At 62.0% G+C, this 16,059-nt stretch carries 19 protein-coding genes; 10 read left to right on the forward strand and 9 right to left on the reverse strand.

Annotated features, from left to right (window positions below; genetic code table 11):
• Positions 1-116: 116 nt before the first annotated feature.
• The 4 genes from xylF (at position 117) to FJ434_RS14055 (ending at position 5,243) form a co-directional block, all read left to right on the forward strand.
• Complete coding sequence (gene xylF, locus FJ434_RS14040) at positions 117-1,157, forward strand: D-xylose ABC transporter substrate-binding protein (protein ID WP_027141905.1); 1,041 nt, start codon at positions 117-119, stop codon at positions 1,155-1,157.
• A 142-nt stretch (positions 1,158-1,299) separates the two neighbouring features.
• Positions 1,300-2,652 (forward strand): sugar ABC transporter permease, encoded by a 1,353-nt coding sequence (locus FJ434_RS14045; RefSeq protein WP_140748066.1) that lies wholly within the window; start codon positions 1,300-1,302, stop codon positions 2,650-2,652.
• A gap of 54 nt (positions 2,653-2,706) precedes the next feature.
• Positions 2,707-3,465, forward strand: coding sequence for an ATP-binding cassette domain-containing protein (locus FJ434_RS14050; RefSeq protein WP_246678289.1), 759 nt, complete (start codon positions 2,707-2,709; stop codon positions 3,463-3,465).
• 137 nt (positions 3,466-3,602) lie between these two features.
• A complete protein-coding gene (locus tag FJ434_RS14055) occupies positions 3,603-5,243 on the forward strand; it encodes a CHASE domain-containing protein (protein WP_140748062.1) in 1,641 nt (546 codons plus the stop codon).
• A 129-nt stretch (positions 5,244-5,372) separates the two neighbouring features.
• On the opposite strand, the gene FJ434_RS14060 is transcribed toward FJ434_RS14055, so the two are convergent.
• The 6 genes from FJ434_RS14060 to FJ434_RS14080 all read right to left on the reverse strand — a co-directional run bounded on the left by FJ434_RS14060 (position 5,373) and on the right by FJ434_RS14080 (position 8,792).
• Positions 5,373-5,618 (reverse strand): YMGG-like glycine zipper-containing protein, encoded by a 246-nt coding sequence (locus FJ434_RS14060; RefSeq protein ID WP_027141909.1) that lies wholly within the window; start codon positions 5,616-5,618, stop codon positions 5,373-5,375.
• Positions 5,619-5,700: 82 nt separating this feature from the next.
• On the reverse strand, positions 5,701-5,976 hold the full coding sequence (locus FJ434_RS14065; RefSeq protein ID WP_246678288.1) for a hypothetical protein: 276 nt from the start codon (positions 5,974-5,976) through the stop codon (positions 5,701-5,703).
• 145 nt (positions 5,977-6,121) lie between these two features.
• Complete coding sequence (locus FJ434_RS29780; RefSeq protein WP_181165928.1) at positions 6,122-6,298, reverse strand: hypothetical protein; 177 nt, start codon at positions 6,296-6,298, stop codon at positions 6,122-6,124.
• A 133-nt stretch (positions 6,299-6,431) separates the two neighbouring features.
• Positions 6,432-7,466: a sensor histidine kinase gene (locus FJ434_RS14070; RefSeq protein ID WP_140748058.1), complete on the reverse strand. Its 1,035-nt coding sequence runs from the start codon at positions 7,464-7,466 to the stop codon at positions 6,432-6,434.
• A 162-nt stretch (positions 7,467-7,628) separates the two neighbouring features.
• Complete coding sequence (locus FJ434_RS14075) at positions 7,629-7,793, reverse strand: DUF1328 domain-containing protein (RefSeq protein WP_006203859.1); 165 nt, start codon at positions 7,791-7,793, stop codon at positions 7,629-7,631.
• 204 nt (positions 7,794-7,997) lie between these two features.
• Entirely contained in the window at positions 7,998-8,792 is a 795-nt protein-coding gene (locus FJ434_RS14080; RefSeq protein ID WP_140748056.1) for a response regulator, read from the reverse strand.
• Between the two features lie 215 nt (positions 8,793-9,007).
• Between FJ434_RS14080 and FJ434_RS14085 the strand changes: the two genes are divergently transcribed.
• Both FJ434_RS14085 and FJ434_RS14090 read left to right on the forward strand, forming a co-directional pair.
• Complete coding sequence (locus FJ434_RS14085) at positions 9,008-9,211, forward strand: NepR family anti-sigma factor (RefSeq protein ID WP_032934943.1); 204 nt, start codon at positions 9,008-9,010, stop codon at positions 9,209-9,211.
• A gap of 3 nt (positions 9,212-9,214) precedes the next feature.
• Complete coding sequence (locus FJ434_RS14090) at positions 9,215-9,766, forward strand: RNA polymerase sigma factor (protein WP_010911883.1); 552 nt, start codon at positions 9,215-9,217, stop codon at positions 9,764-9,766.
• A gap of 36 nt (positions 9,767-9,802) precedes the next feature.
• On the opposite strand, the gene FJ434_RS14095 is transcribed toward FJ434_RS14090, so the two are convergent.
• The gene (locus FJ434_RS14095) at positions 9,803-10,183 is read right to left on the reverse strand and encodes a response regulator (protein WP_246678287.1); all 381 of its coding nucleotides are present in this window, start codon (positions 10,181-10,183) and stop codon (positions 9,803-9,805) included.
• Positions 10,184-10,535: 352 nt separating this feature from the next.
• Here FJ434_RS14095 and FJ434_RS14100 point away from each other — a divergent pair, with 352 nt between their 5' ends.
• The 3 genes from FJ434_RS14100 (at position 10,536) to FJ434_RS14110 (ending at position 11,816) form a co-directional block, all read left to right on the forward strand.
• Positions 10,536-10,862, forward strand: coding sequence for a DUF883 family protein (locus FJ434_RS14100; protein ID WP_140509753.1), 327 nt, complete (start codon positions 10,536-10,538; stop codon positions 10,860-10,862).
• A gap of 10 nt (positions 10,863-10,872) precedes the next feature.
• The gene (locus FJ434_RS14105; protein WP_140748055.1) at positions 10,873-11,370 is read left to right on the forward strand and encodes a hypothetical protein; all 498 of its coding nucleotides are present in this window, start codon (positions 10,873-10,875) and stop codon (positions 11,368-11,370) included.
• A gap of 245 nt (positions 11,371-11,615) precedes the next feature.
• On the forward strand, positions 11,616-11,816 hold the full coding sequence (locus FJ434_RS14110) for a hypothetical protein (RefSeq protein ID WP_140748054.1): 201 nt from the start codon (positions 11,616-11,618) through the stop codon (positions 11,814-11,816).
• Positions 11,817-11,845: 29 nt separating this feature from the next.
• Here FJ434_RS14110 and FJ434_RS14115 read toward each other — a convergent pair whose 3' ends face one another.
• Positions 11,846-12,766, reverse strand: coding sequence for a diacylglycerol kinase family protein (locus FJ434_RS14115; protein ID WP_140748053.1), 921 nt, complete (start codon positions 12,764-12,766; stop codon positions 11,846-11,848).
• A gap of 304 nt (positions 12,767-13,070) precedes the next feature.
• Here FJ434_RS14115 and FJ434_RS14120 point away from each other — a divergent pair, with 304 nt between their 5' ends.
• Complete coding sequence (locus FJ434_RS14120; RefSeq protein ID WP_140748149.1) at positions 13,071-14,372, forward strand: PRC-barrel domain-containing protein; 1,302 nt, start codon at positions 13,071-13,073, stop codon at positions 14,370-14,372.
• Positions 14,373-14,416: 44 nt separating this feature from the next.
• Here FJ434_RS14120 and FJ434_RS14125 read toward each other — a convergent pair whose 3' ends face one another.
• Positions 14,417-15,961 (reverse strand): alkaline phosphatase family protein, encoded by a 1,545-nt coding sequence (locus FJ434_RS14125; protein ID WP_140748052.1) that lies wholly within the window; start codon positions 15,959-15,961, stop codon positions 14,417-14,419.
• Positions 15,962-16,059 lie beyond the last annotated feature (98 nt).

The following is a 16,059-nucleotide window of genomic DNA, read 5'->3' on the forward strand; positions in this document are numbered from 1 at the left end:
GTTGACAGTGTTCCGACGATGGATCAGTGTTTTTTCGAGGCTCGAAAAAATAGGGCCTTTGTGCCGGCCTTCGGGCCAGTTTGGTCGCGCCATACGCGGCGCAGGGAGGATATATCATGAAGAGATTCACAGTCGCCATCCTGGCGGGTGTCGCCATGTCGCTGACGCTGGCGTCGGTGGCGCAGGCGAAGGACAAGGTCATCGGCGTTTCGTGGTCGAATTTCCAGGAAGAGCGCTGGAAGACCGACGAGGCCGCCATGAAGAAAGCGATCGAGGCCGCGGGCGACAAGTACATTTCCGCCGATGCGCAGTCCAATCCCGGCAAGCAGCTGACCGATGTCGAAAGCCTGATTTCCCAGGGCGCCAATTCGCTGATCATCCTGGCGCAGGATGCTTCGGCCATCGGCCCAGCGGTGCAGAAGGCGCTCGACGAGGGCATTCCGGTCGTCGGCTATGACCGCCTGATCGAGAACAAGGACGTCTTCTACCTGACCTTCGACAACAAGGAAGTCGGCCGCATGCAGGCTCGCGAGGTGTTCAAGGTGAAGCCTGAAGGCAATTACGTCTTCATCAAGGGCTCGGGTGCCGACCCGAATGCCGACTTCCTGTTCTCGGGCTCGATGGAAGTGCTGAAGGAAGCCATCGACAGCGGCAAGATCAAGAATGTCGGCGAAGCCTATACGGACGGCTGGCTGCCCGCCAACGCCCAGAAGAACATGGAGCAGTTCCTCACCGCCAACGACAATAAGGTCGATGCCGTGGTCGCGGCCAATGACGGCACCGCCGGCGGCGTCGTCGCGGCGCTGACGGCGCAGGGGCTCGCCGGCACCGTGCCGGTCTCTGGCCAGGACGGCGACCACGCCGCGCTCAACCGCATCGCGCTCGGCACCCAGACTGTGTCGGTGTGGAAGGATGCGCGTGAACTCGGCAAGAACGCCGCCGAGATCGCCTCGCAGCTCGCCGACGGCAAGAAGATGACCGACATCGCCGGCGCGAAGGACTTCACGACGCCTGGCGGCAACACCGTCAAGTCGCTGTTCCTGACCCCGGTCGCCATCACCAAGGACAATCTCAACCTCGTCATCGACGCCGGCTGGATCAAGAAGGACGAAGTCTGCGCGGGCGTCGCCGCCGGCAGCGTCGCGGCCTGCAACTGAGTTTGACCGCTTGAAGAATGAAGGCGCCGCGGCCCCCAAGCCGCGGCGTTTTCTCAAAAAGATTTGTGTTTCCGCATCACGCGGATAGCTTCTAGGCTGGGTTCGGCATCCGTGTCAGACGGCCAGCCGGTTGGAGGAAATCATGACCGACACGATGTCCAACCTGCAGGCCGATACCGCGCGCGCCTCGGAACTCGGCGCGGTTGCCCGGTTCCTGAAAGCGACCGAGATCGACACCCGTATGCTCGGCATGATCGGCGCCCTGCTGCTGATCTGGGTCGCGCTGCATGTGATTTCGAGCTTGCGTCTTGGCGTCAATCCGTTCGATTTCGACAGCCGCACGTTTCTGACGCCGCGCAATCTGTGGAATCTGTCGGTGCAGACGTCCGCGGTCGCAATCATGGCCTGCGGCATGGTGCTGGTCATCGTCATGCGCAACATCGACCTGTCCGTCGGTTCCGCCGAGGGCCTGATCGGCATGGTCATGGGCTTTGCCCAGGTGCATTTCCTGGTCCGGTTCGTGGGGCTTGAACTCGGCAATCCATGGATCTGGGTGCTGGCACTGGTCATCGGCCTGGCGCTCGGCCTTTTGATCGGCGCCTTCCAGGGCTTCGTCATCGCCTATCTCGAAGTGCCGGCCTTCATCGTCACGCTGGGCGGCCTGCTGGTCTGGCGCGGTGCCGCCTGGTGGGTCACCAGCGGCCAGACGGTGGCACCGCTCGACGCCACCTTCCAGCTGATGGGCGGCGGACCGGCCGGATCGATCGGTGCGACCTGGAGCTGGGTCGTAGGCATCGTCGCCTGCCTGGCCGTCGTGTTTGCGCTGTTCAACGGGCGGGTGCAACGAAAGCGGTTCCGCTTCCCGCTGCGGCCGATCTGGGCCGAGACGCTGCTCGGCGTCGTCACCTGTGCCGTCATCATGGGCGCGGTGTGGCTGGCCAACTCCTATCCGTGGCCGATCGGCATCGTGAACCGGTACGCGGCCGCCAACAACATCACCGTGCCGGAGGGCGGGCTATTCATCGCCCACGGCATCGCCATACCGGTATTGATGGCCGTCGCCGTCGGTCTGGTCATGACCTTCATCACAAAACGCACCCGTTTCGGCCGTTATGTCTTTGCCATCGGCGGCAATCCGGAAGCGGCCAACCTCGCCGGCATCAACACGCGCTGGATCACCATGAAGGTGTTCATGATCATGGGCGTGCTGGCCACGATCGCCGCCGCCATTTCGTCGGCCCGGCAGAACTCGGCCACCAATGTGCTTGGAACATTGGATGAGCTGCTCGTCATTGCCGCGGCCGTCATCGGCGGCACGTCGCTTGCCGGCGGCTCGGGAACGATCATCGGCGCCATGCTCGGCGCGTTGCTGATGCAGTCGCTGCAGTCGGGCATGGTGCTGCTCGGCGTCGATTCGCCTCTGCAGAGCATCGTCGTCGGCGCCGTGCTGGTCATCGCGGTGTGGCTCGACACCGTTTACCGCAAGCGCGTTTAGGGAGGCATCACCGTGATTGACAAGACTGCTACTGCAGCCACCGCGCTGGTCGACATGCGTAATATCTCGATCGCATTCGGCGGCATCCGTGCCGTCGACGACGCCTCGATCGATCTTTTCCCCGGCGAGGTCGTGGCGCTGCTCGGCCACAACGGCGCCGGCAAGTCGACGCTGATCAAGATCCTGTCCGGCGCCTACAAGCGCGACTCCGGCCAGATATTCGTCAATGGCGAGGAGGCAGCGATCTCCAACCCGCGCGACGCCAAGAATTACGGCATCGAGACGATCTACCAGACGCTGGCGTTGGCAGACAATGTCGATGCCGCCGCCAATCTGTTCCTCGGCCGCGAGCTGATGACCGCCTGGGGCACGCTCGACGACGTCGCCATGGAGGCCGAGGCGCGCAAGGTGATGGGGCGGCTCAATCCTCGCTTCCAGCGTTTCAAGGAACCGGTGATCAAACTATCGGGCGGACAGCGCCAGTCAGTGGCGATCGCACGCGCCATCCTGTTCAACGCCCGCATCCTGATCATGGACGAGCCGACGGCGGCACTCGGCCCCCAGGAAACGGCACAGGTCGGCGAACTGGTCAGGCAGCTCAAGTCCGACGGCATCGGCATCTTCCTGATCAGCCACGACATCCACGACGTGTTCGAGCTTGCCGACCGGGTCTGCGTGATGAAGAACGGTCAGGTCGTCGGCACGGCACGCACCACGGATGTCACCCAGGACGAGGTGCTGGGCATGATCATCCTGGGTAAATGTCCTCCAGGTGCCATACCGGGGCCGGGTGCGCTGAAGATCGCCGCCTGAGGCCGGCCAGGCTGCTCGGGCACGCGCCGTTGCCGTTCACATGATATGCCAGTGATCACGATGGCTTGGCCTGACCATTGTGTTGGCCCGGCGACTTGCCCATAAAGGTCCTATTTGATCGTGGACCGCATCATCCGTTGAAGAAGCTTTTTCCAATCGTCGCGTTCATTGCCGTTGCATTGATCAGCATGACCATGGCGGGATTCGCTTATTTCGCGACGCAGGAAGCCGCCCGCATCAAGTTCGAAGGGGCGGCCGATGACGCCCTCAATCGGATCGAGAGCCGCATCGACCTGCATCTGTCGCTGCTGCGCTCGACGAAGGCCCTGTTCGACGCGCGCAACGGCGATATTTCCCAGAACGAGTTCAAGGCCTTCTTCAAGGCGCTGGATGTCGACAGCAATTTCGGCGGCCTGCGCGGCATCGGCTTCCTGCGGCTGGTCAAGACGGGCGACGAGGAAACGGTCGAACGCGACATCCTCCACGATTTCGGCGCCAGCCATCCGGTCTATCCCGATACGACGCAGCCCTGGCGCACGCCGATTGCGCTTTTCGAGCCGCTGGATCCGTCCAACCAGGCCAGCATCGGCTACGACATGTTCAGCGAGCCGGTGCGGCGCGCGGCGATCGAAAAGGCGATGGCCGACGACCAACAGCATGCAAGTGGGCTGGTGCAGCTCGGCCAGGGCACGGGTGCCGCGCAGACCTTCACCGGCTTCCTGGTCTTCGTGCGGCTCAACGTCGAAACGGCGCCGGAGGTCATCAACGCATCGCGCTCCTCGACCGCCGGCTTTCTCTATGCCGCCTTCCGCGCCCGGGATCTGTTCCAGATCGCGCTGAGCCGCGCGCCGCTGCTGCCGGTCAACACAGAGATCTATGACGGAACGGCAAACAGCGACAATCTGTTGTTCCGCTCGGAGACGCCACCGGCTTCATCCTTGGGAGACCGGCTGCTGGTCACCCGCAAGATGACCGTGGCGGGGCGCCCGTGGACCGTGTTGTTCAGGCCGACCAGTGCCTTCTCGCAACCCTCGTCGCGCGCCATCCCTGTGATGCTGGGACTGTTCGGCCTGCTCCTGGCCGGCGCCATCGCGCTGGTGGCGCGCTATCAGGAGCGAGCCTACGACGCGGTGTCGGCCTTGCATGAAACAACGGAAAAGAGCCTGCTCGAAAAGGACCTGATGCTGCAGGAGATGAGGCATCGCATCAAGAACTCGATCACCAGGGTGCTGGCGATCGCCCGGCAGACGGCGTCGCGGGCAACCGACGTCAATGAGTTCTCCAATTCCTTCTCGGCCAGGCTGCAGGCGATGGCCGCCTCGCAGGACATGTTGACGCGCTCACGCTGGCAGAAAGCCGACCTTGCCGACCTGCTGCGCATCGAGCTCGGCCAGGTGTTCGGCAAGGAGTTGCCGGAGGGGCTCCTGTCAGGCCCGGAGGTGCTGCTCGATGAAACCACAACGCAGGCGCTTGGCCTGACCTTTCATGAACTCGCCACCAATGCGCTGAAATATGGTGAAGCCGGCAATTCCGCGAATTCGTCCAAGGGGGATTGGGCGCTGAAAGTGGACTGGTCGCTGGAAGGGCGTGGACGCGAGCGGATCCTGGCGCTGAACTGGCGGGAAGCTGGAAAAAACAAGATCGAGGCGCCGGCCGTGACCGGATTCGGTACGAAACTGATCGACCTCAACGTCACCCGCGAATTGCGCGGCACGATCAAGCGGGATTTCCAGGCTGACGGCCTGAAGGTGGAAATCAGAATTCCGCTGGTCGGCTGAAATCCTGCCGATCGGCAACGGCCACGAAAATCCGGAGGCCGGATATGGCCCCCGGTTTTGTATTCCATTAGAGCGGTTCAGCGTTTGATAGAAATCGCCGAGCCGCTCCTGATTGCTCTAATCGCTGAATTAGTTGCAGCGGGCCGTATAGATACGTCCGCGATGATCGCGATACTGGCAGTAGCCGTTGCGCAGGTTGCGAACCAGCAGGCCGGACCCGGCACCGACGGCCGCGCCTATCAGCGCGCCCTTGCCGCCGCCGACCAACCCGCCTACGCCCGCACCGATCAAGCCGCCGCCGACGACGTCCTGCTCGGTCGTGGTGCAGCCGCTGACGGCGACCACCGCAACCATGGCAATAAGTATTTTCCGCATAGAGTCACTCCTCACTTGTGTCCACACTTTAGTAAGCTCCAACCGCCGTTTAGCACGAAACGACGGCCTTTGCTGCTGCAATTTATTGTTGATTAACGTCGTCTTTTCCTGGGCGGAGGTCGGAAATGGTCAACGAAGCGTTAAGGCTACCGTCTGGCCGCATCTTGCAGACAATTTGATCGTACTCGTCCTCCGACGCAGGATCGACCGCGAGGCATTCGGTGACGACATGCTGCGCCTGCCCCTGTACGTCGCCCATCGCGAAGGGGCGCTCAGCGTTGCATTCGTCAGCAGTCGCAAAAACACTGACAGGGACCTGCAATTCCCGGCATTCGGCCAACGCGGTTATGTGTTGCATGACAGATGTTCCTCTGGCCGCAATAACGACGGACATCGTCAAAAAGTTCCTGTCATTCCAACGGGGCTCTCACGGTCGAAGGTGCCCCCGCGTTAACCGATCGGCGATTTCAACAGCGCGCACGGTGAGGTGAGCAGGACCTAAGTCAGCTCAACTGCCAAAGAACGGCCAACGACATTATCGCGGCCAGCGCAAGAACGAGCCCCTTCATCAAACCCTTGCCTGCTTCAGGGAGTGTTCTTGCGGAGGATTCGGATTCCTGAAATTCGCCCATCGAAATCCGGGCGGCTTGTTCCAGTCTGTTCATGTCGGCAACCGTCAAGACGTTCCTCCCGTACCGCGCTGCAAGCCTGCCAACAATGTCCGAAAACGGGGTGGGTTCCGGCGATATCTGGGAAAAACAGTATTCGCTCTTATGGTGAACAGCCGGTTAAGAATCGCTGCTTGCCGGGCTCTCACTGCGTCTCGAAATTGCTGTGCGGAACGACCAGGCGGTATTCGAGGTGGCCGTCGCCGATATCGAGGTTCGCGGTTCCGTTCAGGGACGCTGGCACCACACGCTCCAACGCGACGCTGCCGAATCGCTTTTGACCGCCCCCATCGTCGTCGGTCCCTATCGTTTCGGCCCATGTCAAAGACAAGGCCACGTCCCCCGTGGCGGCGGCGTTAAGGTCGGCGGTGACCTCGACGAAACCGTCCGGCCGGGACAGGGCGCCGTAGCTGACGGAGTTGACGGCAAGTTCATGCATCGCCAGGCCAATATGCAGCGCGGCGTTGGGATTGAGGTAGGGATTGGCGCCACGGAAGCGAAGGCTGTGCGATGGGTTCGCTCCGTAGCGGCCGACCTGGCTCGCCACCAGTTCATGAAGGGCTGCCCCTCGCCAGTTGGAGGATGTCACCAGATCCTGGGAGGAGGCCAGCGACTGCAGCCGGCCGCGGAAGCGCGTCAGGAAGTCGCCGACGCCGTCGGAATAACGACCGGTCTGGGTCGCGATGCTCTGGATGATCGCCAGCAGGTTCTTCGAGCGGTGGCTGACTTCACGCAGCAACGTCGTCAATGTCTGTTCGCGCCGCTTCTGCTCGGTCGTCTCAACCATGGTGGTGACGACGCCTTGTACATCGCCACCATCGCCTCGGTCGGCATCGACCCAGATATGAAACCAGCGAACGCCGTTCTCGACCGGGACACTGATTTCAAGGCGCTGAGCATCGCCGGTCGCGACCACCTCGCGCTTGGCGGCGGCGATGCGGTCGGCCTGCGCCATCGGCAGGGTGCCGTTCCCCTCGACCTCATCGGAGACCCAGGGCGCGCGCATGTTGCGGGCCCATACGGTCTTCATCTCGCGATCCTGGTAAAGAACGGAAATGCCGGCATTGTGCAGGGCGTGAAGAAGGGCACGGCCAAGCTGCATGCCGCTTTCAGCGGGGTGCATGGCGATGACTTCATCGCTCCGTGCGCCTTCCGTGTTATCTGAAGTCCTGGAGCGCATAGGTCAATCTGTTCACCCAACTCAGGCTGAACGGCTCACTGTCGAATGGGTTCCGCTAAAAGCGGTCCGCCGGACGGTATCCATTGAAGGACGCCGCCCGGCGGTGGCTGGAAACCGTTTGAGGGGTGCGGCTTCCAGTGTTCGCCTGATAACTCGCCAGGCTCACGCCCGCCTGAACAGGCCGGCCAGAAGCGAAATGATCAGGAAAGCCAGGAAGATGAAGAACAATATCTGCGCGATACCGGCGGAGGTGCCGGCAATGCCGCCGAAACCAAGCGCGCCGGCGATAATCGCCACGACCAGAAATACGAGCGCCCAGTAAAGCATGGCTCATCTCCTTCCAATGATGCGGTAAAAACGTGGGTGGATGCGGTTTGTTCCACCATTCACCGAAAAAGACGGTGCTTGCAAATCGTTCCGGCAGCGCGGGCCGGAAATTCGCCGGTGGCCGATCCGGCTTGTCAAAAAGGCCACCGGAAACAATCGCATCCAGCGGCCTTGATGTCTCCGTCCTGCGTCCGAGGCAGCGATCTATGCGGCAGCCTTGGCCTGCCGGTCGAAGAACAACGCCTGGCTGATCAGCGCCTTGACCATGTCGGGATTGAACGGCTTGGTCACGAGGAAGGCGGGTTCGGGGCGCTCTCCGGTCAGGAGACGTTCGGGAAAGGCGGTGATGAAGATCACCGGCACCGATGTCGAAGAGAGCATTTCGTTTACCGCCTCGATGCCTGAACTGCCGTCGGCGAGCTGGATATCGGCCAGGACCATCTTCGGCCGGGTCTTGCCGAACATCGTCACCGCTTCGGCATGGGTGCGCGCCGTTCCCACGACCCGATGACCGAGGCTTTCGACCATCTCCTCTATGTCCATGGCGATCAGCGGCTCATCCTCGATGATCAGCACGTCGGTCGCCACCTGACGGGAAATCTCGTTGCTTGCCTGGGCGAGCAGCTCGGAGAACTGCTGGTCGCCGACGTCGAGGATTTCGGCCGCCTCGTCCTCGCTGAAACCTTCGACGGCAACCAGCAGGAAGGCCTGGCGGGGAAGCGGCGCGATCGCATTGAGATTGGCGGCCGCGCGCTGCTCCCAAGCCGATTGTGACTGCTCCTGCGGAACGCGGATGGCAACGGATGTGAAGAGCTTGGCAAAAACCTTGTACAAGGCGATCCGGTCACTCGACGCCTCCGGGAAGATGTCGACATCGGCAATGATGGCCTCAAGCATCGCGGCGACCAGCGCGTCGCCGCTCTCCTGCGATCCCGAGACGGCACGCGAGAAGCGCCGCAGGAACGGCAGATGCGGAGCGATGGTGGCGGACAAGCTCATGATGGACGTCTCCCTCAGATGACGCGGTTGGATGCATTGCAGGTCACTGATTGCAAGCCCGGTGGAAATAACGCCGCTTTCCCGAAAAAGTTCCGCCGATATGGAACGAATCAGTGGCAATGGCGTTTGGACGTCGGGTTGGGCAAACCAGACGAGGGTAGCGCTTGTCTCGTGTTATGTATGAGCGGCTTGAGCTCTGGGAATAAAAGGGCGAAATGAAGGATATGACGAAAGATATTCTGGCTGGCGCCGCGGGCAGGCGCCGGAACGGCGTCGGCGACCCTCTTGGGCCGAACTCCGAAATCGGGCGCAAACTCAAACAATATTATGACGAGCTGGTCTCCGACAATGTGCCGGATCGCTTCGCCCGGTTGCTCAGCCAACTGGAACAGGCCGAACCCGCACAGAAGAAGGACTGAGGCATGGCAGCGGTCTCCCAAGGCTTCAAGACCGATTTGCTTGGGGCAATCCCAAGCTTGCGGGCTTTTGCCGTGTCGCTGACTCAGAATGCCGACAAGGCCGACGATCTCGTTCAGGAAACGCTGGTCAAGGCCTGGGACAAGCATGAGAGCTTTCAGCCCGGCACCAACCTCAAGGCGTGGCTTTTCACGATCCTGCGCAATGAATTCTATTCGCAAATGCGCAAGCGCGGCCGCGAGGTGCAGGACAGCGACGGCATCATGACGGCCCGGCTTGCAGTGCACCCTGCCCAGCACGGCCAACTCGACCTCAAGGATTTTCGCGGCGCTCTCGAGCAATTGCCGGAGGACCAGCGCGAAGCCATCATCCTGATCGGCGCTTCGGGCTTCTCCTATGAGGAGGCCGCCGAAATCTGCGGTTGCGCGGTCGGAACGATCAAGAGCCGCGTCAGCAGGGCCCGCACGCGCCTGCAGGAAATCCTGAAAATCTCCGGCGAGGACGAGTATGGCCCCGATGCGATCTCGGCTCAGGTCACGGGGACGGCGGCGCATTGAACGCGGGCCGAATAACGGCGATGCGGACGTGTCGCGTCAGTCAGGGGAGCCGCGACCGTAGGCCAGCGCCACGGCTTCGACGAGGTCTTCGCCTGAATAGGGCTTGGTGACCAGCCTCACCCCGGGGAATGACGTCTTGATCTCGTCCGTATCCGAATAGCCGGACGCGAAAACGAACGGGACGCCGGTTTCACGCAGACCCGCGGCGAATTCAAGCGTCGAGGCACCGCCCAGCACTAGATCGACAATGGCCGCGTCGAAATCCGTCGCGACCTTCCGGCCATCGACCTCGGCCAGGTCGCGGGCAACCACCACCTCGCTTGCACCGTGGTCGCGGCAGAGTTGCTCGACATCCATGGCTATGAGGTATTCATCCTCCAGGACAAGAATGCGCAATCCGTCGAGTAATTGAGGCACAGGCAATTGCTCCTTGAAACGTCGGGAGTCATGATCGCAATTCGGTGTGTTGTCATTTAAAAAAGATACACGGCGCCGATGAAAGGCCAATCTCAGGCAAGCGCGTAGAACGGACCTGCCGCGGCAGGCATTTGCAAGCGGGCGAAATGCCCAGCAAGACCGAGTGCGGTTTTTCAAATCGGCAATATCCTTGCGAGCAATGGCCGTTACCGGCCGCTGACCTGACGCAGCGCTTCTTGCCAGAGGCGGGGGATCGGGTGCGCATGACCGGGTTTTCGGCTAGTTTGCCCCGGCATCGGAACCTTGAAGCGCACGGCGCGTTTGAAACCGAGCAATCACAAGGAGTTAAGCAATGGCAACCGCCGCAGGGAAAACCGCCAACGAAGGCCGGACGAATTCGGATCTTGAAGCCGACATCAGGCAGTTGAAGGCCGATATCGACAAGCTCACCAAACAGTTGGCCCAGACCGGTCAACACGGTTACGGCACAGCGCGCCGGGCGGCGGCCGAAGGCGTCGAGCAGTTGCGCGCCCAAGGGGAGGCCGCCTTCGACAGCCTGCGCGGCAATGCCAGGGATATCGAGGCGCAGATGGTGGCAAGCGTACGCGAAAAGCCGGTAACGTCGCTGGCAATCGCCGCTGGCATCGGCTTCCTGTTCGCGCTGCTCGCGCGTCGCTAGTTTCGCCGAGATGGGACTGCTGGCTTCCCTGCTCTCGGGTTTCGCCTCGGGTGAGACCATGGCTGTGATGCGCCGTGCGCGCACAGCGGCCACCGTCTATGCGCTTGCAGCGCTGGCGGCATTCTGCGGCCTCGGCTTCCTGGTCGGGGCGGCTTACATCTGGACATCGGCGCGCTATGGATCGCTGGCTGCCGCGGTTGGTTTCGGTGTCGGCTTCCTGGTGATCGCGGGCCTTATTGTTCTGATCCATCGGCTGGTGTCGGGCGCCCAGGTCCGCCGCGAAGCAAGGCGGCGCAAGGCCGACATGAAGGCGATCGGCATTACGGCCGCGCTCGCGGTGCTACCGACATTGCTCAAGGGAAAAAGTGGGCTCAAGGGAAAAGGTGGACTCAAGGGAAAAGGTGGGCTCGGGATTATTCTTGGTCCGGCCGTGGCACTCGCGGCCTATGCCATCTACCGCGAGAACGTGAAGTCCGACGCCGACCGTCCGGATGCCGGCGAGGGATAGCAGCGCCGGCCGGCCCGCCTCGTGTCACTTCGGCAGATCTTCCAGCGCCATCAATATCTCGGCGAAGACGCCGTCGCGCTGGACACCGTTTCCACCCGGTATCCAACGAAGTCTCCAACGGCTTGCCTTGATGTCCTCGCCGACCCGAGACAACCTTGCAGCCGGAACCATCCTTGCGAGGGACCGTTACCCGATCGTGATTTGCCGATCGGGCCAGCCGACGCGAAACCGGACGAGGAACCGCCATGACCAAGAACATTCCCGAAAACAAAGCGCGTCAGGGGCGATGGGGTTGGCACGGGTTCCAAATCCTGATCGCCGGACTGCTGCTTGCGCTCATCGCCTGGGGCGTCTCCGAGATCTACGGCGAGTTGATCAAAGCCCCGAACACAGGCGAACATCACGTCCCCGCTCCGCCGGATTCCGGCCCGGCGCCCTCCGGCTAAAATCGCGGCTCCCGTGGCGTCACACCGCATCAGGCTGCCTTCGCCTGGGCCACGCTGGCCGGCACCAGTACATTGAGGGCTCCGGGTTTGATTTCGATAATCGTCTCACGATCGAGCCTGACCAGTTCGCCATCCATCACGGCGCGAAATTTTCTGCCGCCGGAGTGGATTTTCAGCACTGCACGGTCGGCCTGATGGATTTCGACGTGCTCGTTGTCGCGCCATTTGCCGCGCGCCATGTTGAAGAAGAACTTGACCAGTTCAGCGCGCTGTTGCGCCACCGTGACGTAGATGCCAAGCACGCCGCCCGCAGGGTTGTCGGCATAAGGCAAATGGCCTTCGCCGAACAGATTGTTGGTGACGCCGATGCCCGATATGCGCGCCGTCACCTCGGCGTCGCCAATGCGGAGCGTAACGTTCATTGCCGGGGGGTTCTTGATCGTCGCCCAGGCGGCCTTGGCTGAAGCACCGATCTTACCCAGGCGCGACCCGAATTCCATCTTCTGGCGCAGTTGCACCATCTTGGCATGCATGCCGATCGAGAACTGATGAACGAATGGCTGGCCATTGGCCGTGGCCATGTCGACCGAAATGATTTCGCCGTCGGCGAAGGATTCCAGCGCGGCATCGAGCGACTGCGGAATGCCGAGACCGCGCGCGAACAGGTTCATCGTGCCGGCCGGCAATATGGCGAGCGCCTTTTTCTTGCCCATCAGCCTGGCAGCCGCGGCTGAGATGGTTCCGTCGCCGCCGCCGGCGAGCACGACGTCGACGGTGCGGCGCGAGACGGCGCTGTCGAGGGTTTCCGCGATATCCCGGCCGGCAACGATGTCGATGCTGAGAGAATGACCCGCCGATTCCAACGTCTGACGCATCCGGTCGGAAAAGGCCATGAGATCGGTGGTGCGCAAGGTGCCGCCGTCCCGGTTCAGCACCGCAGCAAATTTCATGCCGGGCTCCGCTGTTCAATCAAAACTGGCCCAGGCGTACCTAGCCGGAGGCCGAAACGCAGCGGACCAGGAAAGGTTCCGGTTCGCTGAAATCCAGGCCGGTATCCAAGGTCGGAATCCAGGGGTTGCATCGGCTGGCGGTTACCCATCCGCATGGTGGTTTTGGTCTCGGATGCCGCGGTTTTTTGTCGGAACAACAGCATGGTCACGACGTTGTGAACCTGTAGAGATGCCGCGACCGATTTCCCAGCCATGGTTCAACCGGCTGCGGCGTGCACGAAATCAGGCACGAGGAGAGATTATCATGATCCGCACCCTTTTAGCGACCACCGCCCTTGCAACAATGGTTGCAACCGGTGCCTTCGCGCAAAACGCAACCCCAGCCCCCGCGAATCCACCGGCCGCCCAGGAGCCGGCAGCGCCAGTGATCCGGGCGGAAGGCAGCATCGTCACCAATATCATCGGCGAAACCGTCTATAACGGCACTGGTGACAATGCCGAGAATATCGGCAAGGTCACTGACGTCGTCTTTGACAAGGACGGCATGGCGAAATCCGTCGTCATCGGCGTGGGCGGTTTCCTTGGCGTCGGAACCAAGAACGTCGCCTTCGACTATGACAAGCTGCAATGGGCCGAGAAGAACGGCGACCGCTGGCTCGTTGCCCAGACAACCAAGGACGAGCTGAAGGCGCATCCGGAGTTCGACAGCAAAGCTTATGCGCCGGCCCCGGCCGCACCGACGACTGCCCAGGCACCGGCCACCTCGACCGACACCGCACAGAAGCCCGCAGAGGCGAACGCGCAACCGGTGAAACAGGCTGATGGCAACCTGGCCACAAACATAATCGGCGAAAATGTCTACAACGGCACAGGCGATGACGCCCAGAAGATCGGCGACGTGAACGACATCGTACTGACCAAGGAAGGCAAGGCGCAGTCGCTGATTATTGGCGTGGGCGGCTTCCTCGGCATAGGCGAAAAGAACGTCGCCTATGATTTCGCCAAGGCGCAGTGGGCACAGAAGAATGGCGACCGCTGGCTGGTGGCGCAGACCACCAAGGAAGAGCTGCAGGCGCAGCCGGACTTTAACCGCAAGGCCTATGATCCGGCGCCGGCCACGACGGCATCGAACGCGCCGGCGGCAATTGCGCCCGCGACGGCGCCTTCCGCCGCGACAGCTCCCGCAGCCGCTCCGGCGGACAAGACGGCGGCTGCGCCGGCTGACGCCACGGCTCCCGACCAGACAAAGACCGCGGCTATCGACAAGTCCAAGCTGACGGAGATGCCGATTGGCGAGATCAGGGGTGACGATCTGAAGGGTACGACGGTCTATGGCGCCAACGACGCCAAGGTCGGCGAGATCGGCGATGTCGTGCTGACGCCCGACAAGAAAACCGATGCCGTGATCGTCGATGTCGGCGGCTTCCTCGGCATCGGCTCGAAGGAGGTCGCGGTCGGCATGGATAATTTGAAGTTCATGACCGACAAGAACGGCAAGAAGTACCTTTATACGACCTTCACCAAGGAGCAGCTTGAGAAGCAAGCGGCCTACGACAAGGGCTCCTACGCCCAGAAGCGCGACGAGCAGCGCCTCGTCGTCCGGTAGGCAAGGATGCGGGCGGTAGGGGAAATCCCTTACCGCCCTGCTTGCTACCTGGCATATCCAGCCACCCCGTTTTCCGTCAGTTCCCAGAGTGCAAGCGACTGGTCGAGATGTTCGGCCCGCCAGGCAAGCAGCCTTTCGGCGAATTCCAGTCGGGTGGAACGGTGTGCCGGACTGCTGGCGAGGTTCTTCAGTTCGCCAGGGTCGGCCTCCATGTCGAAAAGCAGGGGCGGCAAGCCGCCGCCAAAATGCACGTATTTGAATTTCTGTGTGCGGATGACAGCGAGGTTGCACTGGCGCGAGGTAATACCGAAGTGCTGTTCGGCTTCACCGTCCGCGACCGAGCGGAAGTCGAACTCCCAGTGCGCGGCGTCGCGCCAAACGGCTGGAGTTCCACCGCTCAAGAAGGGTTTCAGCGAGCACCCGTCAAGATGCGGCTCGGGAGCCACGCCGAGCAGGTCGATGAGCGTAGGCAAAATGTCCACCGCTTCGGTGAAACGATCGATCTTGCTGGCGGCGGCCTTACGGTGGCGCGGATCGCGGATGATCAGCGGGATATGGTAGCTGCCGTCGAAATAGCCGCCCTTGCCCAGCATGAAATGGTCGCCCATCATTTCGGCGTGGTCGGAGGTGAGCACGATAATGGTGTTGTCCCACGCGCCTTCGGTCTTCAGCGCTTGCCATAGGCGGCCGAGCTGTGCGTCGACCTCCGAGATCATGCCGTAATAGATTGCCCGGATACGGCGGAAATCGTCCTCGCTCCAGTCGTGTACCTTGCCCGTGGCGCCAGGGCGGAACTTCGCGCGAGCTTGCCGGCCAAGATCATAGGCGATGTAGGGGTGGCCCTGAGATTCGGCACGCCAATTTTCCGCGCGGTGAAAAGCGGGGCCGTCCGCCGGATCGTATTGGATGTTGTACGGTTCCGGCACGATGAAGGGCGGATGCGGGCTGATAAAGGAAAGATGCGCAAACCATGGCGTGGTTTCCTGTTGCTCGCTCAGCCAGCGGATGAATTCGCCGGCGAGGAAGGCCGTTGGCGTCTGATCCTTTGAGTAGATGGGTGGCGCCTCAGTCACCGCGCCGTCCGCCTCGCCAACGGGACGATGGATATCAGGACTTCCAGCGCTGGCATCGATGCCCTGCTGCTTCAGCCAGGACAACCACTGCTTCTGATGTTCGGGCAGCAATTGGCGCACAGTGAAGCCGGGCAGCACGCCTTCGTAGCTGTGCAACCGCGGATCGGCAGGTGCAAGCTGGCGCGGATCGAGCGACACATCGGTATAGCCGAACAAGGTTGGATCGTAACCGACGCTGCGCGCGGCAAGCGCAATATTGCCGTGGCGGGCATCGAGCGGTGTGCCGTTGCGACAGACACGGTTGTTCATCTGGTAGAGGCCCGTGTAGAGGCAGGCACGCGCGGGCGAGCACGGAGCCGCACCGCCGTAATGGCGCTTGAACAGCACACCTTCGGCGGCCAGCGCATCGGCATTCGGTGTCTTCACCTGGGCATGGCCGGCAGCCGACAGGCAATCACCGCGCCACTGGTCGCAAGTGATGAGGAGGACATTCGGCCGCCTGCCTTTTCCAGTCACTTGCGCTACCCCTTCCCAGTATATTCGAATGCGCACATGGAACCGATTTCCATCAACCGCGCAAGACCAAGGCTGTTGGCTGGATGGTGAACAAGCGC

Origin of the sequence: Mesorhizobium sp. B2-5-13, from assembly GCF_006440535.1 — a bacterium.
Classification (GTDB): domain Bacteria; phylum Pseudomonadota; class Alphaproteobacteria; order Rhizobiales; family Rhizobiaceae; genus Mesorhizobium; species Mesorhizobium salmacidum.